This window comes from Shewanella sp. Actino-trap-3, from assembly GCF_002836275.1.
GTDB classification, from domain to species: domain Bacteria; phylum Pseudomonadota; class Gammaproteobacteria; order Enterobacterales; family Shewanellaceae; genus Shewanella; species Shewanella psychromarinicola.
In genome coordinates, this window is record NZ_PJCE01000001.1 from 1,347,218 (window position 1) to 1,367,758 (window position 20,541).

General features: G+C 41.4%; 14 protein-coding genes and 2 pseudogenes. 7 read left to right on the forward strand and 9 right to left on the reverse strand.

The genetic code is table 11. The features are described from left to right. Window positions 1–128: 128 nt before the first annotated feature. From CXF80_RS05790 to CXF80_RS05800, 3 genes are all read left to right on the forward strand, one after another. On the forward strand, window positions 129–1,319 hold the full coding sequence (locus tag CXF80_RS05790; RefSeq protein ID WP_101031982.1) for a cystathionine beta-lyase: 1,191 nt from the start codon (window positions 129–131) through the stop codon (window positions 1,317–1,319). A gap of 148 nt (window positions 1,320–1,467) precedes the next feature. Continuing rightward, window positions 1,468–1,893 (forward strand): hypothetical protein, encoded by a 426-nt coding sequence (locus CXF80_RS05795; protein WP_101031983.1) that lies wholly within the window; start codon window positions 1,468–1,470, stop codon window positions 1,891–1,893. A 332-nt stretch (window positions 1,894–2,225) separates the two neighbouring features. Next, entirely contained in the window at window positions 2,226–2,489 is a 264-nt protein-coding gene (locus CXF80_RS05800) for a hypothetical protein (RefSeq protein WP_101031984.1), read from the forward strand. 78 nt (window positions 2,490–2,567) lie between these two features. Here the strand turns inward: CXF80_RS05800 and CXF80_RS05805 are convergent, their stop codons facing one another. Continuing rightward, window positions 2,568–3,452, reverse strand: a complete 885-nt coding sequence (locus CXF80_RS05805; protein ID WP_101031985.1) for a hypothetical protein — start codon at window positions 3,450–3,452, stop codon at window positions 2,568–2,570. Window positions 3,453–3,857: 405 nt separating this feature from the next. Continuing rightward, window positions 3,858–4,112 (reverse strand): annotated as a pseudogene (locus CXF80_RS05810) (IS4 family transposase); the annotation flags it as partial. Here CXF80_RS05810 and CXF80_RS05815 point away from each other — a divergent pair. Next, a pseudogene (locus CXF80_RS05815) lies at window positions 4,113–4,558 on the forward strand (transposase); the annotation flags it as partial. A gap of 358 nt (window positions 4,559–4,916) precedes the next feature. Here CXF80_RS05815 and CXF80_RS05820 read toward each other — a convergent pair. The 7 genes from CXF80_RS05820 to CXF80_RS20065 all read right to left on the reverse strand — a co-directional run bounded on the left by CXF80_RS05820 (window position 4,917) and on the right by CXF80_RS20065 (window position 16,689). Beyond that, window positions 4,917–5,183 (reverse strand): YihD family protein, encoded by a 267-nt coding sequence (locus CXF80_RS05820; protein ID WP_101031986.1) that lies wholly within the window; start codon window positions 5,181–5,183, stop codon window positions 4,917–4,919. Window positions 5,184–6,084: 901 nt separating this feature from the next. Further along, window positions 6,085–6,768: a DUF5677 domain-containing protein gene (locus CXF80_RS05825; RefSeq protein WP_101031987.1), complete on the reverse strand. Its 684-nt coding sequence runs from the start codon at window positions 6,766–6,768 to the stop codon at window positions 6,085–6,087. 375 nt (window positions 6,769–7,143) lie between these two features. Beyond that, window positions 7,144–8,190: an oxidoreductase gene (locus CXF80_RS05830; protein WP_101031988.1), complete on the reverse strand. Its 1,047-nt coding sequence runs from the start codon at window positions 8,188–8,190 to the stop codon at window positions 7,144–7,146. Window positions 8,191–8,755: 565 nt separating this feature from the next. Beyond that, window positions 8,756–10,507, reverse strand: coding sequence for a PTS glucose transporter subunit IIBC (gene ptsG, locus CXF80_RS05835; RefSeq protein ID WP_101031989.1), 1,752 nt, complete (start codon window positions 10,505–10,507; stop codon window positions 8,756–8,758). A gap of 47 nt (window positions 10,508–10,554) precedes the next feature. Then, window positions 10,555–13,137 (reverse strand): phosphoenolpyruvate--protein phosphotransferase, encoded by a 2,583-nt coding sequence (ptsP, locus tag CXF80_RS05840; protein ID WP_101031990.1) that lies wholly within the window; start codon window positions 13,135–13,137, stop codon window positions 10,555–10,557. Between the two features lie 497 nt (window positions 13,138–13,634). Continuing rightward, entirely contained in the window at window positions 13,635–14,930 is a 1,296-nt protein-coding gene (locus tag CXF80_RS05845) for a carbohydrate porin (RefSeq protein WP_101031991.1), read from the reverse strand. A gap of 937 nt (window positions 14,931–15,867) precedes the next feature. Next, window positions 15,868–16,689: a hypothetical protein gene (locus CXF80_RS20065; protein ID WP_157822187.1), complete on the reverse strand. Its 822-nt coding sequence runs from the start codon at window positions 16,687–16,689 to the stop codon at window positions 15,868–15,870. Between the two features lie 929 nt (window positions 16,690–17,618). Here CXF80_RS20065 and CXF80_RS05855 point away from each other — a divergent pair. From CXF80_RS05855 to CXF80_RS05865, 3 genes are all read left to right on the forward strand, one after another. Further along, complete coding sequence (locus CXF80_RS05855; protein WP_101031993.1) at window positions 17,619–18,029, forward strand: hypothetical protein; 411 nt, start codon at window positions 17,619–17,621, stop codon at window positions 18,027–18,029. Window positions 18,030–18,144: 115 nt separating this feature from the next. Then, window positions 18,145–19,527 carry a TolC family protein gene (locus tag CXF80_RS05860; protein WP_101031994.1) on the forward strand — a complete coding sequence of 461 codons (1,383 nt, stop codon included), beginning with the start codon at window positions 18,145–18,147 and terminating at the stop codon, window positions 19,525–19,527. Beyond that, on the forward strand, window positions 19,524–20,534 hold the full coding sequence (locus CXF80_RS05865; protein WP_101031995.1) for an efflux RND transporter periplasmic adaptor subunit: 1,011 nt from the start codon (window positions 19,524–19,526) through the stop codon (window positions 20,532–20,534). Before CXF80_RS05860 ends, CXF80_RS05865 begins: the two co-directional genes overlap by 4 nt. Window positions 20,535–20,541: the final 7 nt, after the last annotated feature.

The following is a 20,541-nucleotide window of genomic DNA, read 5'->3' on the forward strand; positions in this document are numbered from 1 at the left end:
TGGTGCTAGGATGACAATCAATCGCAAACCGCTCACCGCAGCGCATTTATCCATGTCATTGATATTTGGTTAATAAATATTAGCTAAAGCACATACCATAGACGCTGCTAAAAAATGGAAATAACGATATGAGTAAAGACGATAAATTAGCGACCAAAATTATTAGCCTAGGTCGTGATAAAAAATTCACTAAAGGCATTATTAACCCACCGGTTTTTCGTGCCTCTACCGTGGTGTTCGACACGATGGACGAGATGCGCTTTGCGATTAAAAACAAAACCAATGGCGAAATGTTTTATGGTCGTCGTGGTACCCCAACCCACTTTTCGTTTCAACAAGCCATAAGCGAACTTGAAGGCGGCGCAGGCACCGCTTTGTACCCTTCTGGTACAGCCGCTATTAGCAGCGCATTATTATCATTCTTAAAAAGTGGCGACCACTTATTAATGGCTGACACGGCTTACGAACCCACTCGCGATTTATGCGACAAAATGCTGGCAGGGTTTGGCATCGAAACCACCTATTACGACCCCATGATTGGCGAAGGAATGAGTGATTTAATCCGCCCAAATACCAAAGTATTATTTCTAGAATCACCGGGCTCAATCACCATGGAAGTGCAAGATGTGCCTACGCTCAGCCGCATCGCCCACCAACATAATATTATTGTGATGCTGGACAATACCTGGGCATCACCGATTAACTCTCGCCCATTTGATATGGGTGTCGACATCTCCATTCAAGCAGCCACCAAGTATATTGTTGGCCATTCCGATGTGATGATGGGCACCGCCACAGCCAATGAACAATACTGGCCACAGCTACGTGAAAACAGTTATGTAATGGGCCAAACCACCTCACCTGATGACGTCTATTTAGCCGCTCGCGGTTTACGTACCTTAGGGGTTCGTATGGCACAGCATGATAAAAATGCCCTAAAAGTGGCAAACTGGTTGGCCTCTCGCCCAGAAGTGGATCACGTGCGTCACCCTGCGTTTGATACTTGTCCTGGCCACGCGTTTTTTAAGCGCGACTTTAGTGGTGGCAATGGCCTATTCTCATTTGTGCTAAAACAAGGCGACTTAGCGTCAGTCACTGCTTTTGTTGAAAATATGGACCATTTTAAAATGGGCTTTTCATGGGGCGGTTTCGAAAGCTTAATTTTAGGCATATTTGGCATTAACAAGATTCGCACCGCCACCCAATGGGATAGTAGCAAGCCCTTGATAAGGCTGCATATTGGGCTAGAAGATGCCGACGACTTGATTGCCGATTTAGACGCTGCATTTGACCGCTATAATGCAGTAATTAATCTGTAGCTTAAGTTTCGAGATAATAGCTTTGGGATGATAGCGTCGAGATAATAAGCGCTTATCAAACAGTCTATTATCCTGCTAACCTACTGTATTAATAGTGTATAAATAACGACAACAATATCTTATGGAATGTGGGTGTTAAAGGAATTAAATGAATTTTATCAAATTAGTACTATTTAGTCTGTGCATTAGCATTGGCTACTATGCGTTGACTATATTGGCAATAGGCCAGTCCGCTGCCGGCAACTTATTATGGTGGTTAAATAGCAGTCAATATCCTACCGCAATGCACTTAGCGCAAAACTTTGTTGGCATTGGCCTAGCCGCGTTAATTCCAACCTTTGTGGTGCGCAGCTATGAGCCTGCAAGACAATGGATTGCCATCACAATTATGATTGTGGCCACCATGTTTTTGCACGGCAATAGCCATTACATGCCATGGGATCCTATGGGCATTGTAAGATTTGTTAACAACACACTGTTTTATGGTGATATCGGCGCCAAAGCATTGTTTTTCTATATCTTACTGCTGCCTATATTGTGGTTGTTATTACTTAAGCGTATGGCGCGGATCTAGCCTCTGCCGAGTCAAGACACAGTAACTAGCTGTAGCCGGTAAGTATGATCATTACTCTAGAGCCCTGAGTCGTTGCGATTCTGGGCTTTTTTATTGTCGATTGTTGATTGTTGATTGTCTGTATTTGGCTAAAAACAACAGAATGACAATGTTTGCGCGCAATCGCTATAATTAGGTGTCAAAAACCTCTCACCCAATCACAGAACCAATCTCTGAACCAAATGTATAAGCAATAGCGACTCAACAGAACATGGTCATCATCAAGTGAAATATAATCCCCCTCAGCTCGGTCTATTAAGCACCCAATAGTCATTTAGCCGAAGTGAATCAGTATGTGCAGTTCACCCAAAAGCAATCTAGCTGCTGCTACGCCAAAAGTGCCCTTTCGCAGCTTTATGGCCAGCATGACATTAGCGCAGAGACAACATTTTGCACAAGTCGCTAACCGCGCCGATGACCATCGTCAAATAAGAGAAGATAGACTAAAAGGTCAACACAATATGCCAGAGGCTAAACCTGTAAACGTGACCGGACATAACAACAACTCATTCATCAATAAGTTGATTCACTTTTGTCAGCAACACTTAGTGGTGTGACGGCAAGCTTGCCGAGCTTTTTTTGATGAAGATAGGATAAAAAAGATAAAGGAAGGGTGAAAATAAAGTTTTACTAAATTACTCCTCTAATACTGAAATAAATATCCGCTCAGCATTCCACAGCTCGATTATTTTGCGCGTCTTCTTGGCATTCCAAAAACATTTACCAAATACAATAATCCCAGCGCCTTCCAGTTGCCTTGGTTCGGATATGTTAAAGTGGGATAATATTGTTGATTTATATTTAGACAAAGGTATGCCTACATCGTTGCAATCAGATGGGTTTAACCAATCAAGATCTTTGTCTAGATGGGAAATGGTGCCCCAGTACATTTTAGGTTTAGCCTGTTTTACGCTGTCACTGGGTTCGGCATCGGCAAAGTTAACAAACAAATTTTTGGCTTTGAATGTATAACCAGCATCAAGCTCAATCAAGGTACTAGACTGGGCTAAATCGCTACCCCGCATTAGGCTGTTGAGTATTTTTTCTAAGCCTAACCTCTTGATATTACTTTTCGGTTTTTCTTCAGCGTCTATTCGACTGCTAATGTCAGGCTTAGGATTTACTTTAGGATTGAGTACTGAGGCAGTGGTTTGCTCAGCGGTGCTTTTCTTATAGGTGCTTAGCTTGTCTTTAGATTTTTTGATCGCCTTTGATAATAGGAAATCAATACTAATTACATCAGCGCCCGCAATAATTTGATTCACTTCAAGACTATGGCTAACTTCCCGCTCCCGCTGCGTTGATGGCGAGCCTTCATCGCATCCTACTATATGATATCGAGAACCAAAACACGCCGCTTTACCGTCTGAGCTTCTCTTACGATAATACGCTTTGCCTTTGCACTCAGGGCATTCTAAAAATTGCCTAAATTGTTCAATTTCTATTTCGGGTAACGCCTGAAATTTCAAAATTGAGAAAGTGTGCCTTTCATCACCATAAGTACAAACTGCATCAATCATTTAATATCCACATTTCCTGTAATAAACTATCTATAAAAACTAGCCATAAAAAAACCTTTAAGTCCAACTGAACCATACCAAGTTATGAATAAAATGACTACTTTGCAATAGCGCTAACCGCTGTCGACAGACATGATCAATTAAATCACTTTTAAACGCGTTTTTTTGGAAATAAACGAGTTTAAGCTAACCTTTTAACATGATGATTTATATTGGGAAAGCATGCCAATCTGATATGTACTAACCCTGTCAGTAACAGCAGATGAAATGTCATTACTTTTGTCAGTTTTGGGAATAAAGATAGGCCTTTATGACTATCAGATTAAGGGCTGGAAATAAAGTCTACCCTGACCCTGAGGGATCCCCACGAATTTAACAGCATGTTTGTGGATCCTTGATTAAATCTTATAGCATCTTGATCCCTGTTAGCCAGTGAGACTTCAGCTGCTTCAAATGCCTATCTCTGTAGGCTCTTATTCCTATAAATTGGTTTGATAAAACATTACGATGTTTGATCGAATTCGCTTGGTATTACCTATGCTTATCAGCCACTTTGACTGCCAATCCTAGCAGGTACAACATAAATTGAGATAGACAGGCGATGAGCAGTAGAACGCTTAGTTTATGCATAATCCTTGAGCCACTCTCATTCATTTTTAGTGGGTGGCAGACTGCCAGCATGTGGGCAAGACTTACCAGCGCTACAATATCTATCGCGCTACCTTTATCGCGGCGTACTTCCCGACAAAAACATCATTAGTAATGTCGATGGACAAGTCAGCTTTGAGTATCAAGACATCAAACTAAGTCTACAAAAATACGCACGTTACCTACCACTGAATTTCTATGGTTAGTGCTCCAACCTGCTTTACCTAAGGGATTACGACGAGTGCGGGACTATTGTAACAAACAGTGGATGGTTCAGAGGTATCGCCAAGAAGCTCAGGTTACAGATACAGCTTATGTTGGCGATTGCTGGTGCGACATTTCCAATATTGACCGAGGTAAAGCGCAGATTAGCGACACGCAGTTGTCCATGTTGCCATCAATCCATGCGCTTTATGGGCATACACAAACGACCAACACAGTTAATACCCATCACCTAACACTGAAAATGATGGCTTAGGAAATGACTTAACGGATACTAAGGAGAAATTAGCTCAATACACTGATCTTTATATTCTTTAAATGATTAGCAATAGTGTTAAGGGGACGTGCTGGCTCAAGAAAGAAAGCGCAATAACTGTCACTTCAAACAGAACGTAATCTCGATCTGTTATTTACTTAATAAAGAGTAACATCGCAAGTGTTCGGGCTTGTTCAACACTTGCGATAAGGACACGGCTTCGCGCGGCCTATCCTTATTTGTATGAATCATTAATATAGTGGATAACTACATAAGATTGGCCACTTAACTACACGCCTCAAATTTACAGTGTAATATTGCTATAAAAGTGTAACTTTTTATTCAATTATACCTCTAGCCTTGAGTAAGGCCGTTTTGAAGTCATCCACCTGATCTTTTGCTAGCCCTGGAATCATTTCATCTTTTGGGCTATTGCGCATTTTTAAGTGATAGATGAGAACATCATCCGTTAGTTTTTCGATAGCATCTTTATATCCAGCTTCTTTGGATAGTTTAATAATGAATTGCATTAAGCTCAGATCCGAATCTTTTTGCCATTCAGGATTCATTAACTCGATAAGTTCATCAACACGGTGACACTTCATAAGATTCTCCGTTTTTAATTCATAAACTAAAGTATCAAACTTCGAGATAAACACCTAGGAAAGGTTTTGTAATAAATAACGACAGCCTATTAACAATTATTTTCTTGTTATATGTTCTTGTTATTTATTGTTTAATAGCGTGTTCTGCAAGGATTAATAGACCATAAGTAAATACATAGCCGTATATGGACGCTCCAAGTGAGTCAAGACAATAGAATGCTCACCGAAGGCCTTTGGCCTTCGTTTTTATTTCAACAGATCACTCTTGTCATTGCTTTTGATGCGACTCATTTACCGCTAAAGCGGTTGTACTGCTCTGATGTTTATAAAAAACGGGCTTAACAGTCTAGCTGCGCCCCTAATGAAATCCGTACCACTGCGCCTGTATATGTGAAACCCCCATGCGGATTAGGATTACTTATCATTGGCCTATTCGGGCTAGCACTGGTTGGACTGAGCCATTTCTATAAAGAATAATTAAAGCGTTGTTGAGTGTATGATATTTATCCAATTGGAATGGGTGGCCATATTTCACGCTAATAAAAAGACATGTAAAAATCCGAAATGCTGCCACCCCATTCCATCCCGAATTTGCTGACTACTTAAGGAAGCGAAAACAGACTAAGGAAAGCAGAAAATCGTGGTTTGAACCTGTCCCAACTGCTTTGTAGGTTACTGAGTAGCTAAAATGCCTTAGTGGAGGCTTGAGCCTAGTGCAGTGAAAGTTGCACGCTGGGTTCTTAGGAGGACGGCACTTGGCAACAAGTGTCGTCTATCCGACATAAATGATTTAGCCTCCTAACCCGTTTCTGGACAGTGACGAGCTAGACTTTCTGTTCTAGCTCACTGAACAGGGATTAGTAAAAGTATCTTGAAGCCTTAAACGTTTGTTATCTTGGAATTACTCCGTACTTTGACACTCTAAAAAAGCTTCACCTACTTCATCAGCATATCGCTTCAGTAAAACGAGGAAGAACATTGAATTCTGGTAATCAATTTCGGTCTCTTCGTTAATGTATGCTGTAACAAAGCTAGCAGTTATTTGAAGAAGAGAAATGACTGTTAAATGGGCAGGATAAGTAATACCTGAATTTGACTGTCCCACTAACAACACTTCTTCTGATGCTTCAGACATACCTAGTAGAGAGCGCATTTCGGTATAGTCAGCGTGGATATTTCGACTTGCCAATTTATAGTTATGAGACCAAGCCCCTAATCCTATGTATTCTCGTAACTTTTCGATTTTACTTCCATTTGCGTATTTTCTTGCCCAGTGGAAGGATTTCTCATCACCTGCAAGTTCAGCTTTCAAGGCAAGAGCTTGATTTAAATACTCATCAGAATAAGGTTCAAGATTCATGTCTTGTGCCGTTTTTTGATACTCTTCAATGCCTTCGACATTTTTGATTTGCCCATGACGTACAAAGTCGATGGCTGCATCCTTTCCATGCTTGTTAATTATTAAGCAATTTACCGATATTTCGAACAAGGTTCTCCAACGAGCAAGAGCTCCATCAGCATAGCCACCTTTCAGTAGATGAATTATTTCGGAAGTGATTCGACAAGCATGAGCGTGTTGTCGCATTAACACACCAAGTAGCGGATCGTTCTCTAAATCAGGAATAGATGTAAAATTCTCTTGGAATACAACTCCTGCCTCTTGAGCTGTAATATAAAATAGATCTAACTTATCAAAGCCACCTTCCCAACGGGCTAAATTTCGCTCGATAAAGCTTTGATGGTTTGCACCATGTTGAGCTATTTGAGCTTTTTCATTTGCTCGACTTTAATCGAGAAACAAACCTACGGCTTTATCTAACACATCATTAACGTTGTACTCTTTGCCATCTTTATTCAACAGGCTTTCTGCATATTTAATGACTTCATCAAACACTGTAATCTCTCCTTAATTGAGCAAGTATTCTTGCTCTAAAATAATATAAAAATTTAGTGCGTATACTCAGAGATCAAACACTCTCAACTTACGACCTTCTTCAGCGCTGTCAATGCCGAGTCCAATAAGTCTCATGACCAAAAGGGCCTGCTCTGCCATTACTGGATTTGGGCTGCCAAGACAAATCGCATCGCGAATGCCTTCATAATATGCTTGGTAATTGCCTGGTGTCGTTATGATGTCTTGATCGATAATCGCGTCTTTGTGTTTCAGCGATAATTTGCAAGAAAGTGGATCGTTTCCCCACCCCGGAGTTCCAGGCTGCTGACCTGACTTAAGCGCATTCTCCTGCGTATCAAGACCAAACTTAGTAAAGCTGCCACTAGTACCATGCACTGTCATACGTGGGCCAGGGTTAGCAACCAATGCACTACCATGAAGAATTACCCGCTTTTCGTCATATCCCAGCACGGCATGAAACCAGTCATCTGCGACTGCTCCATCACGTTGTTGGGCCAGATCTAACCACATTGTTTTTGGTGTACCAAACAACTGCAGTGCCTGATCGAGTAAATGCGATCCCAAGTCAAACCACAAACCTCCGCCTAGAGCAGCCGACTCACGCCAGCGCGTTTGAACTTCAGGCCTATAGCGGTCAAAGTGTGATTCAAAATGTGTCACACGGCCTAGTGAACCTTCGCGCAACACCTTCTTTAACGTCAAAAAATCGGAATCCCAACGGCGATTATGAAATACTGATAGCAGCCGATCATATTGATGAGCGAGCTTAATAAGCTCCTTACCTTCACTAGTAGTGAGAGTGAATGGCTTATCCAAAACTACGTGTTTACCGGCTGCTAGAGCCGCTGCCGCAAGAGGAAAATGCGTATCATTGGGAGTTGGAATAACCACCAAATCTATATCAGCGCAGGAAAATAACTCTTCGGGGGATGAGAACACAGCCAAATCAGGTTGGTCTATATGCACCTTTGCCGGATTGCTGGAGGATATTGCGGCGAGTTGTAGGCCCGATACAGCCTTAATCAATGGTGCATGAAACGTTTTTGCGGCATAGCCGTAACCAACGATGCCTGTTTTGAGTATCTTTGTCATAAATTAATTCCTAGCATGAGCAACCAAAATTTGATCATCGTCACAACCTATAAAAATTGCTCTATTTTGTGAGTTCCGTTACATAACAATTTGCTGACCGAATTTTTAATATTATAAAAATGAATCTGCCTTATTTATGTAAATGCATTTTTAACCTGTCGGTGTCACAATACCACTGCATAAATATTGTAGTTTGTAAAACTTCAGACTGGGGGGTTCTAGTGGTGTGAGGTATCGATAATTTAATGTTAGAACGTTGTCTTTATTACTGACACCCGGCAACTTACCAACAAGCTTACAAAGTCTTCAAACCATTTAAATTAATTTTTCAATAACTTACCCTCACCCGCTTCGGTGGGTTCATCGACATATTACTCATATAAACCTTGAGTATAAAATTATTAAAAAACCCCATCATTTCTGATGAGGCTTATTCTGTTCTACGCTAATCGAACACTTTCCTAAAAAGCCTTTTCAAATTCAATTGTTGGCTATTAACATGTGGTCAATACTGTCATCATATTGTAATACTCATATCTGACTGCATCACCTCTTCTTAACAGCTTCAGTCGGCAAAAGTCTCATTTAACACGCTGGCTAGTCCTGTTGTTTTCATACTAAAAATTAAATGAACCAAGTTCGGATTTAAAACCAACACAGCTTCAATGCCATGGGCTTGAAGGGCGGTACTGTCTAATAGACTGCCATCTTTCACTTCTAAGCGTAAACGATTATCGGCAATAGCACGACATGAACTCACGTCACCCAATAGTGGCAGGATGGCTTGAGCTTGCTCGCGATCCTTTGCTGAAATGTTAACCGTTGCTGTTGCTATTACAGGCGTGGGAGTCGCAGCAAGATAGCCACCTGACGCGAGCATTTCATCAATTTCGGTACGTGACACTTCGGCGATAGTCCCCACAATAGCTTGTACCGCATTTCCCGAAATCAACACGCCACTGGCGCCTAACTGCTTCAATCTAGCCTGATCCACTTTACTGGTATCGCGCACATCCATCCGTAAGCGGGTAATACAAGAATCCACATTGACTAGGTTCTCTGGTCCGCCGAAGGCTTCGATAAAGTTACGCGCTCTTTCTGTCCCTTCTGATGATACAACCTCTAATTCAATATCCATACGTCCAGGCGTTTTCAAGTCGAACTTTAAGATTAAGAATCTAAATACCATGTAATACAGCACAGCATAAATGAGGCCTAAAACAACCAATAACCAGATTTTTTGCGAATGACCTGAAAGAACAATGAAATCGATTAAGCCGTGAGAAAACGAGGTTCCATGAACCACACCCAACATATTTACTAGCACATAAGCAAGACCAGCCATTAACGCATGTACTACATAAAGTAATGGTGCGGCAAATAAGAATGCAAACTCAATGGGTTCAGTAATTCCGGTTAAAAATGCAGTTAACGCCGCCGAAATCATGATACTGCCTACCATCACTCTATTTTCTGGGCGCGCAGTATGCCAAATCGCCATTGCAGCAGCTGGTAAACCAAACATTTTAAATAAGTAACCGCCGGCTAATTGACCAAAACCATTACCCGCAGCTCGACTCGCATCGTCTGCTTGCAAATAACATGTCAGTACGCCTGTTGCAGGTTTACCTAAACTGTCAACACAATTACCCGCTTCGAAGAAGAAAGGCACGTTCCATACATGGTGCAAACCAGCTGGAATTAACGAGCGTTCTACCACACCGTAAATACCAAAGGCTAATGTTGGGTTTTGATCTGCCGCCCAATGAGAAAATTCAGCAATGGCATTGCCTATCGGAGGCCAAATAAACGATAAGATAACGCCAGCAAAAATCGCTCCAAAACCGGTAATAATAGGTACACTTCGTTTACCGGAGAAGAAGCCAAGATAAGAAGGCAATTGAATTTTAAAGAAGCGGTTAAATGTCGAAGCTGCAATTGCACCTGCAATCATACCGCCAAACACCCCTACATCTGTGCCTGGTTCAAGTACACCAATGGTTCTAACCATGATGGCGTATCCAACCAACGCCGCCATAGCAGCCACGCCATCATTTTTAGCAAAACCTAACGCAATACCTATCGCGAAAAGTAATCCCATGTTGCCAAAGATAGCTTCCCCAGCTTGGACCATTAACACATTGACGATATCGGGTAATACGCTAAAACCTGCGCTCCCAACACCTAACAGAATACCCGCTACAGGTAATACAGAAACCGGCAACATAACCGATTTGCCCACTTTTTGTAATACCGAAAATGCGCCACTCATCATGGCCTTCTTCGGCTTAGCTGTTTTTATTGTTTTAGATGTCATAATACAACCTTAGAAATTTCAATAGATAACCAAGTGATCAACGCTTTTTAGATATCGCCTTTAACGGCGATTAGCGTATTAGGATCTCGCATTAATGCTCGAACATCTTTGGCATCTGCGCAGCTCATCGCTTTAGCAGCGATAAGCTGACAAGCTTGCTGATTTAGATGACGTACTTGATGTTTCACTTCAGGGATCGAAGGCACACTCACAGACAATTCATCAATGCCTAAACCAACCAATATAGGCACTGCATCTTTTTCGCCAGCCAAACCACCACAAATACCAGCCCATTTACCTTTGGCATGCGCGGCCTTAACCGTCATATCGATCAGGCGTAATACTGCAGGATGCAATCCATCAGCAATGGCAGCTAACTTAGGGTGTCCACGATCAATCGCTAAGGTATATTGAGTCAAATCATTAGTACCAATAGAGAAAAAGTCGACATGTTCAGCCAACACATCTGCCATCACGGCAGCCGATGGCACTTCAATCATGATGCCAATTTGGATCCCACTAATATCGATAGCCAATTTTTCGGCTTCTTCTTTTACAACTTGTTTGGCTAACTTAAGCTCAAACAAAGACGCTACCATCGGGAACATAATGCGTAAGTTGCCCGCCTCAGCCGCTTTTAATAGCGCACGAACTTGTTGTCGTAATACTGCGGGCTTATCTAAACCGACACGGATACCACGCTCACCGAGGAATGGATTGTCTTCTTTCGGCAAAGGTAAATAGGCCAACGGCTTATCTCCTCCTACATCTAGCGTACGCACAACTAGAGGACGCTGTCCTAACGTTTGCAGTACCGCACGATAGACTTGTTCCTGATCATCCTCTGAAGGTGCAACTGATTGGTCTTGATAAAGGAATTCAGAACGCAATAAACCAACCGCTTCGCCTCCCATTTCAACTAATTTTTGGGCATCACTGACTTTAGCGATATTGCCGGCAATTTCAAATCGCACTCCATCTAAGGTAACGGCTGTCTCATCTTTGTGCGCGAAAGCCAAGGCTTTCTGCTGCTCAGCGGCATTTTTAATCACATCAAGTTGCGCAATTTCAGCTTCAGTTGGCGACAATAATAGATAACCTTTTGCTGTATCGAGTAACACCTCAGTACCGTGCAAGGTCATGATCTTAGCTTCAACACCAGCCATAGCAGCAATACCCATTGCTCTAGCTAAAATAGCACTGTGGCTCGATGCCCCTCCTAAAGTGGTGCAAATGCCTTTAACGAATGCGGGGTTTAGTTTGGCAGTATCTGAAGGGGTTAAATCTTTAGCGACTAAAATAGTATTTTCGGGGAGTTCAGCCGGAATAGTATCTTGAGACAATCCTGCCATAATGCGTGAAACCCGATTGCCAACGTCGATAAGGTCTGTGGCACGTCCTGCGAGTAATGGGTTTTCCATTCCAGCAAGTTTGTCCGCTTGGCGACAAATACTCTTACTCCAAGCATAAGGGGCCGACTTACCTTGCTGTAATTCAATAATACAGTCATCGTACAAATCAGGATCTGACATTAGCTCTTGGTGGGCTACAAAAATATCGGCTTTTTGCCCCATATCCTTGTTATGCAGCTCTTCAACCAGTTCGACTAAGGTTTGATTAGCCACCTTCATTGCATCGTCTAAAGTTTGCTGTTCAACCTGTGCATCGTCGGCAAAAGTGTCAAACTTAGGCACTTCAGCTTTAATCACGTATAAACGCCCTTTAACTTGACCGGGAGATGCCTCCACACCAATCAGCTGACGTGGATCTTGGCTCGTTTGTAGTAGTAGTGATGGTTCGGAAAAAGGATCGAAGTCGCTTTTAACGTTCTTAGTCACAAGTGAAGCATCGGCGCCCTCTTCACCTAAACCAGTGCTTATCGCCTCAGATAATGCTGCTATTGCCGCTTGCTGATCTTTACCTTTAGCGAGAATAACAATCTGCTCACCAAAAGCGATGTCTAACCCCATAAGACCAACCACACTTCGAGCATTTGCTTGCTTGCCTGCTTTATCAATCATCACGTCACAGTCAAATGCTTTAATCGCAGTGACAATGGCAGCAGCAGGCCGAGCATGAATACCGGTTGGATTAATAACCACTATTGGCGCAGAACTAACCATGTCATCTGACTTTGTTACAGCACGAGCTGCCGCTGATACCTCTGCACTAAATAACAGATCGCCCGCGTTGACAAATTGTTCAGTCGTTGGTGTTAATGTAATAATTCTGGTCATATCCGTGAGCAGTATGACGGTACGCAAACTTTTTACACCGCAACCCACTTTATCTAAATCCAGCTCAATCAGTGGCGTTTTAGCTTTTACAGCATCACCCACTTTCACTAATTCCTTAAATCCTTCGCCTTTCAATTTAACGGTATCGACACCTATATGAAGCAGAATTTCGATGCCAGTCGCCGTTAATAAAGTCACGGCATGCTTAGAAGGATGTATTTGAGTAACGGTGGCGTCACATGGGGCGTGAAGAATGTTTTCTGTAGGGTCTATCGCTAATCCATCACCCACCATCTTTTGAGAAAATGCGGCATCAGGAACCTGACTCAGTGGACAGCACACCCCCGTAAAAGGGGCCAGCAAATGAATTGTGGTTGAAGTTTTTTTATTCATTGGAACTCCGAATTAAACACTTAACTGAATAATATTAATGTTTTTTGTTTTTTGCAGTGAAAATAGTAAAAATGAAAAGCTGCTGCTTACATGATTACCCACTACTCCCTTATCAATCTGACTATTAGCACAACTAAATGAACGTTTTTAAGGAGACCAACGATTGCCACTCCTTAATGTGTAGGGACGACGATATTCTTTAGGTAAATATCACGGATAATCGCAGTGAATACCTTAGTGATCTGGCACTAATTTACCAAAGGTAAGATGTGATGTCCCAACCAGATCTCCAAGATATGATATTGGTAACAAAATTACTTAATTGTTACCAATATCCCAAAATGTTAACAACCCCCAGCGCAGATTGAAAACGTTACCTCTGTATTTAGCCTTGCGTTTATTCATCTATAATCGAATCTAAAACATCTACAATAACGGTTACTTATATTAGCGTTAATTTAAGCTGTTTTAGAGTGCATGTTGTATTTCAGCTTTAGTTAAAATGCAATATCACCTTTGAGAGTGACTACCCAAGCATCATTATTCTCACTGATACCACCTGGATTATGTATGTACTGAATTTCAGGACGAATAGCAGAATACTTAGTCACTTGAAATTTGTAATAGCTAGCAATGACCGTCTCTGTTTCCTGGATAGGCATATAAAGTGCGTGATTGTCATTATAAAGCTGAGCGCTATCAGCTATGCTATCGTTCACATGTAGGTATTTAGCGGCTAAGCCCCATTTATCTGTCGGACGAGCAGCAAATGGACCTTGATAATTCACCCCCAATGCCAATGATTTATCCACAGTAGTGATATCTTGATCGTTCAACGTCCCCATAAGGAACACACTAAGACCGCGGGCAGAATCACCATCTACAGAAGTAACCTGTTGCTCTGCGACAAAATAAGCGCCATCTTTACTGTCATGTTGACGTGCTTTGCCACCATCAATAATCAAGGGATTACCATCTTGATTGTAGTAAAGATCTTCACCTCCAACGGTATCATGCCAATAACCCAGTTTATAAGTACCTGGTAAGTCATTGAGGTTGGGCATCCAAGCAAGTTCTACAGGAATCGTCATTCCCAAAGTGCCATGAGGTCTGCCTAAATTAATATTTTGACTATTTTTAAGCCAGCTTGGGTTCATTTGGTAAACCCCGGTCTTTACATACCATACTGGCGCTAGCTGATACTTGACGACACCCGCCCATTGGCTTATAGGCCAGTTGTAAACCGTGGAATTAAAATTACCGAATTGGGATCCACAGAATCCAAGATAGGCAAATTCACATTGGAAAGCACCAAATTCAGCGCCAACATTCATACGGCCTAACTTAATATTGAGGTCGTCACTAAGTAGTTTTTGCTCATAATAAAACTCAGAAATACGGGTCACTCTGCCGCGGCCAAACACTTCTATAGATTGCATTAACTGGCCGATTTCAGCTTTATCATTAATATTCTGGCTCTGCCCACCTCTATTGGTCAGTGCAAAATGGAAGTTGGCATCGGATAAGTCTAATAATTTTTCGAGGTCGAAGTTAACACCAAGAACGGTTTGATCGGCATAACTAGTGGCATGATGTTGGCCACCTGTTAAGTTACCTCCGGTTTCGAAGGTATAACCTAAGCTAACGTCGATACCGGCATTATGCATCTGGCTACGAATACCACCAATATCACCGAACAAATAGTTATCCGCAGAGAAATTGTCGGCTTGTACTGAACTACTGCAAATAAGTAACAGTACTGAGGCTGTTATGAGAGAATTTATACTTTTCATTGAATACTTCTTTTAGTCAATAGGAAAGCGCAATGCATCGTCAAAAATAAATGCACTATTTGATGTAGCAAAATTGTTATTTTTTTTCAAAAAATAGTAATTACAAAACGAGAATACAGTAATTAATTTACATACCAATCTGAATGTGTTGATTATGAGCGCGTGATCTCATGTTGAAAATTGCCACTGTTCTTTCAGACACTCTTGAATTTAGTTGGCTTTTAGTTTGCATAACAAACAATGTTTCTAACGCAATATAGATTCTAGTGGGAGCGCATAGATGAACAGGATTGCCAACGGATACGTTGGCAGAAAAACTCACTTGGAAGGAGTTACAGGTGCTAGTGAGGCTATATATACCCGTGAGATGGAGTGATGGAGAGTTTGCGGTTATGAGTACCACTTACAAAGAATAAAACGCAACCTTACATCTGAGGCCATATCATCATGCCAAATATGTGGGTTTTATTGCTCTTATTGCGGACGATATTGATTGACTGATTAACCTGGGCAGTTAACTCACCAACAATTGTGTCGCTTCTACCATAATAATGCATAATGACAACAGTAAAATCAAACACTTATTATATTTTATAAACATAACCTTACATAAAATTAAAGCATAAACCCGCATAAAACTAAAACCATCAATTAGTATCATCCGGCGTATAGTTTTATTACAACATATTAATAGATCATTTTAAGTGTTGGCTTTAATCTAGCAAAGTAAGTATAGCAAGCTTTCTGGAAGTTAATACACACTGTTAATAAGTGTGGCTTAACTCATTTCTGGACATTTCCGAGTTAAAGCCTTAACTCTAACTCCTCAGTTTCGGATAAAAAATTCTATGGTTAACGCCTTTAGCAGCGGCACGAAAAACTGCTAGGCTTTTTGTGTCCGTTGCCTAAACTTGTTAAGTGTTTATCAAAACTAAAATTATATGGCTGCATCTCTCTGTTTCTTTATATTGAGGAGTTCGTGCTTTGAGTTCTTAAAACCGATAGCACCAAAGCACAACCCTTTTATTTCTTCTTTGAGTGCATAGCAAACTTTGGATTTTTTCTCAAACTCTTTAAGTATATATTCTTTTCCTTTTTGGCTTTTAGCAAAAAATATGGACTGCATGTCGCCATTGCATACATAGCCAAACTTAACGAGAGTTTTATTTACATACATAAAAGACTCACCTTGCTTAGGTTTGCTCTTTAGGTCGCAGTTTGAATTAACTGTAAGCAATGATATTTCAGGAGAATTTCCATCATTAATACTCAGAATTGCTTTTGAACCACCATTTTGGCTATAAAATACTGGATTGTTAGAAGGTAATTTCTTCCAGTCTAATGCCGCAGTAGTTTTTTGGGTTTTTGGATATTTTGGATATTTTGGATATTTTGGATATTTTGGATATTTTGGATATTTTGGATATTTTGGATATTTTGCCAAAATTGCATTTTTATTTGAATGTACCATATCAATAACAGAGGCTAAGACAGTGCAGTCGAATGGCTTTAGCTCTGTAGATTTTTTAGATAGATTATTTTCATGCTTGTCGTCTAGTCCTTCGCTGCCCAGAAAGGCAACTACTTTTCTTTGAGTGGCATTGGAGTCCCAGCAATTCTTATCTAAGCCATTATCATAAGCCGCCTTTATATATGCAGCAGCATCAGAATAGCTATTAATGCTCACATTCAGCTCATTAGCCCTAGCATAATGAGTAGATAAACTGATTAGAAATAGAATTAATAATATTCTGATCATGATGAATACTCTTTTTTACACTTAACGTCTTAGTATTTATGCGCTGCGCGTTTACCTCATTAGACCAGTGAAAGCGCGCACAGTTAACTACCTGTATTCCAAAGAAATTATCAGCTTTCTATCAAATACACCATCCTGAAAAACGCGCATGCGCGTTTTTCAAACCTATTAACTAATTTGGCAAAGATATATCCCAATGATTTTAATAGACTTTATTAATTTAAGGCTGGAAAAACACGCAAACGAATAAGCTTGGAAACACTCAAAACCCATTCGTTTTTAATACGACTGTATGCCTATCCAGTTTTGAACAATCAAATAATCAGATAAAGCGCTAAGAGCAGGGTTTATATATGAGATTTTGTAGGGCAACTCATTCGTCAGTTCGCGATTGTTTAAAGGTGTTATAACAAGCTTTGGGGCAGATATGTGTTAGCAAAGCTAACTTGAAAATGGACATTTACGAGTTTCACTAATCTAGGCACGGTGTTTTTTAGGATTAGCTTTAGTGCGACAATATGTACTACTTACTGACAAATAAATGGCCAGTTTTGCTAATCCACTATATTATGACCACTGGTATTAATCTCTTAGTTTGTGACCAAAATAACTATGCCACGACAATTTGTGATGGCTTAAACCGATCTCTGATTATTTACATATTTTTGGAATCAATAATTAGTTGGATAAATGACTATGATATGTAAACTTTTCTAGAGAATATCTCAATTTAAGCCGAGTTAAATATACAACTTAAAACGTGATGTTATAGATATTTTGGGATCTTTTAAGCATTTATAGCTGGTCATGCAAGCAAATGCATAGTGTTTTAAGTTTGGTTCACTTAAACTAGATGTATTCAACTTTTGTTAACGAGTAATTAAGTCAAAAATGTACAGCAATAGAGTTAAAAGGTGCGCTAAGGCCTAATGTCTAGTTTCTCGCGTTATTTACGAGTATTTATAACCTCTGCAGCGATGTTAGGGCGGATGGGGCTGATCATTATTTTAACGCTACAATCTGTTGCAGTTATGGCTGATGACTGTGGTTTTGCGCATAATGATTGCGATACTGATGTGATGCATTCTGTTCTGCAAACCGCTGAGCTTGACAACAATGTTGAGAAATGTAATGAGTCCAATACGGAAAGTCATGTAGAAGATAATTGCACTGAATGCGGTAATAACTGCTGTTCTTGTTGTTTGACCTTAATGCATCCGGTTGCGCTTATGCAAACCGTTACCGCAAGTCCTAAGTCTTTTGTGTTTAGCTTTAACTCAACCTCAGTTGAAGCCCCCTATTTTGCTTTTCTACGCCCTCCCAAAGCCTTAATCGTTTAATCAAAATTTTATTCCGTTAGCGAGTTTTTAAAGCTTGCTCAAGATCTGTTGCTCCTTTGAAGGTTTAGTAATCAACAGGTCTGGTATTTTGTATTAAATCGAGGCTTATTGTCTGATGTTTTATAATACGTATTGCACGAAGGCTGCCACTAAAATCGGCATGCTTTGTGTTTGGCGAGGTCTTTATTGCACCTTGTTACTTGTCACTTTGTTAGCGGCAGGCTCACTTGCTGCTGCGCCTACAGAACAATCTAATACCTTGTCATTAACCATGGTTATTGAGCGTGTACAGCAGCAACATCCTTCACTTAAAGTGTTTAAGTTTAGGCAACAAGCGCTCGACGGTGTAGCGCAAACTCAGGCGCTTACTCCTGGTTATGAAATTGGCTTTGATGCCGACAATATTGTCGGTTCGGGTGAATTTCAAGGGACCGATAGCGCAGAGTTTAGCGTGTCTTTATCGTCTGTTATTGAGTTAGGTGACAAACTTGATGCCCGCAGCACAGTGGTTAACGAGCAGCGTGCCTATCTAGAGGCTGAGCGTAAAATCGCAGCGCTGAATTTATTGGCTGAAACCACACGTCGCTATATTGATGTGCTAGCTACGCAATCACAATTACAACTGGCGATTGATTCATTATCGCTGGCCGAGCAAACCCTTAACGTTGTCACTACACGCGCCCAAGCGGGCATCACGCCTGACGCTGAAGTTAAGCGTGCCCAAGCTGCGGTGTTTAATGCCAAATTAGTTGCAGAAAACCAATTGCATCAACTTGATTATGCCAAGTTGGCGTTAAGTATGATGTGGGGCGAATCTCAGGTCAGCTTTGGTACGCTTGCTGGTAGTTTATTTGAGTTTACCGACGATGTAGCCTTAGCGCCGTTATATGAAAAGGTAAAATACAGTCCTGCAATTGCAGCCTACCTAACACAAGCTCAGTTGAAAGAAGCTGAACTGCGTTTTGCTAAAACCCAGTCGGGCACAGACATCAAGTGGTCAGTAGGAGTTAAACAGCTGCAACAAACCAATGATATAGCATTAATCGCAGGCTTTAGTATGCCGCTGTTTAGTGGTGAGCGTAATCGTGGTGCGATATTGTCAGCTCAAGCTGAAAAAGAGGCGGTATTTGCCAACCGAGAGGTTGCTTTGCTCGAGCTTTATAGACAACTATATCGCGCTTATGCCAGTCGTAAACAAGCAATATTAACCGTTAATCGCTTACAAGCCAGTATCATTCCGACTTTAACCTCAGCCCTTGAAGATACCGAAAAATCCTATGAGCAAGGATTATACAGCTACCTTGATTATCTTACGGCTAGAGAAGAATTGCTATTTGCTCGCCGGGCATTGATTGATGCGGCAGCCTCTGCGTTGCGTTACGGCGTGGATATAGAGCAGCTAATTGCTGAGCCTTTACCCGCTTCTCAACATACCTTTTTTAATGATTTTTCCAAGACTGCTGAAGTATCAAAAACAGCTACAGGACACGCAAAATGAATTTTGCCTTATTAAATAAATTCTCTTTGGCTCACGTTGCGGTAGTTGCTGCTGCATTAATGGTTAGTGGTGCAGTGAGCGCGTCATCAGAACATACGGTTCAAGATAAGCAACATGTAGAGCACGATGCTCACTCAGATAAGCCTGAAAATGAACATGCAGATGAACATGGCGATGAGCACGGCAATGAAGAATATGAAGAGGGACAAGTGCACATTAGCGCCGAACAGATCCTAGCATCGGGGATTACTACCCAATTAGCTCAAGCGGGCGATATTAAGCAAATGCTGATGCTATATGGCCGAGCTGTGTTGCCAGAGTCAGCGACGAGTCAGGTTAAAGCGCGCTTTGCAGGGCTTATTACTGCAATGAATGTCGAGGTTGGTGAGCGCGTTACGGCTGGGCAAGTGATTGCTGAAGTCGAGTCAAACTCAAGCTTAAAACGCTATTTAATCACAGCGCCTATCTCGGGTGTGGTTGAGAGTCGCAGTGCCAATGTGGGTGAGTTAGCAACCGATAATGTGCTGCTGAGTATTATTGATGATAGCCAGTTATGGGCACAGTATCAGGTGTTTGCTGGCCAATTAAGTCAAGTCCGCGCTGGGCAGGCGTTAACTATTGCCGCAGAGCAAAACCAAGTGGCATCAACCATCCAATATCTGCTTAGCGCACCTACTGCACAAACCTACAAATTGGCACGTGCACCGCTTGATAACACCAAAGGTCTGTGGGCCGTGGGTAAGTTATTGTCTGGCAATGTCACTCTTAGTACAGAAGCGGTCGCCTTGGTTATTAATAATCGTGCCGTGCAGATAATGGAAGGTGAGCAAGTCATTTTCATTCGTAACCAAGAGGGCTTTGAAAAGCGGGTTATTGAATTAGGCCAAAGCGATAGCCAAATGAGCCAAGTGTTTTCGGGGCTTGACGTCGGTGAGGAATACGCCATTAATAACAGCTTTGTACTAAAAGGCGACCTTGAGAAATCAAGCGCTGGACATGGGCACTAAAGGAGAC

Coding starts and splice junctions, on each gene's coding strand:
- CXF80_RS05855 (WP_101031993.1), top strand. CDS start 17,619: ATGTCTAGTTTCTCGCGTTATTTACGAGTATTTATAACCTCTGCAGCG.
- CXF80_RS20065 (WP_157822187.1), bottom strand. CDS start 16,689: ATGATCAGAATATTATTAATTCTATTTCTAATCAGTTTATCTACTCAT.
- CXF80_RS05805 (WP_101031985.1), bottom strand. CDS start 3,452: ATGATTGATGCAGTTTGTACTTATGGTGATGAAAGGCACACTTTCTCA.
- CXF80_RS05830 (WP_101031988.1), bottom strand. CDS start 8,190: ATGACAAAGATACTCAAAACAGGCATCGTTGGTTACGGCTATGCCGCA.
- CXF80_RS05825 (WP_101031987.1), bottom strand. CDS start 6,768: ATGCGACAACACGCTCATGCTTGTCGAATCACTTCCGAAATAATTCAT.
- CXF80_RS05820 (WP_101031986.1), bottom strand. CDS start 5,183: ATGAAGTGTCACCGTGTTGATGAACTTATCGAGTTAATGAATCCTGAA.
- CXF80_RS05865 (WP_101031995.1), top strand. CDS start 19,524: ATGAATTTTGCCTTATTAAATAAATTCTCTTTGGCTCACGTTGCGGTA.
- CXF80_RS05790 (WP_101031982.1), top strand. CDS start 129: ATGAGTAAAGACGATAAATTAGCGACCAAAATTATTAGCCTAGGTCGT.
- CXF80_RS05860 (WP_101031994.1), top strand. CDS start 18,145: ATGTTTTATAATACGTATTGCACGAAGGCTGCCACTAAAATCGGCATG.
- CXF80_RS05800 (WP_101031984.1), top strand. CDS start 2,226: ATGTGCAGTTCACCCAAAAGCAATCTAGCTGCTGCTACGCCAAAAGTG.
- ptsP (WP_101031990.1), bottom strand. CDS start 13,137: ATGAATAAAAAAACTTCAACCACAATTCATTTGCTGGCCCCTTTTACG.
- CXF80_RS05795 (WP_101031983.1), top strand. CDS start 1,468: ATGAATTTTATCAAATTAGTACTATTTAGTCTGTGCATTAGCATTGGC.
- ptsG (WP_101031989.1), bottom strand. CDS start 10,507: ATGACATCTAAAACAATAAAAACAGCTAAGCCGAAGAAGGCCATGATG.
- CXF80_RS05845 (WP_101031991.1), bottom strand. CDS start 14,930: ATGAAAAGTATAAATTCTCTCATAACAGCCTCAGTACTGTTACTTATT.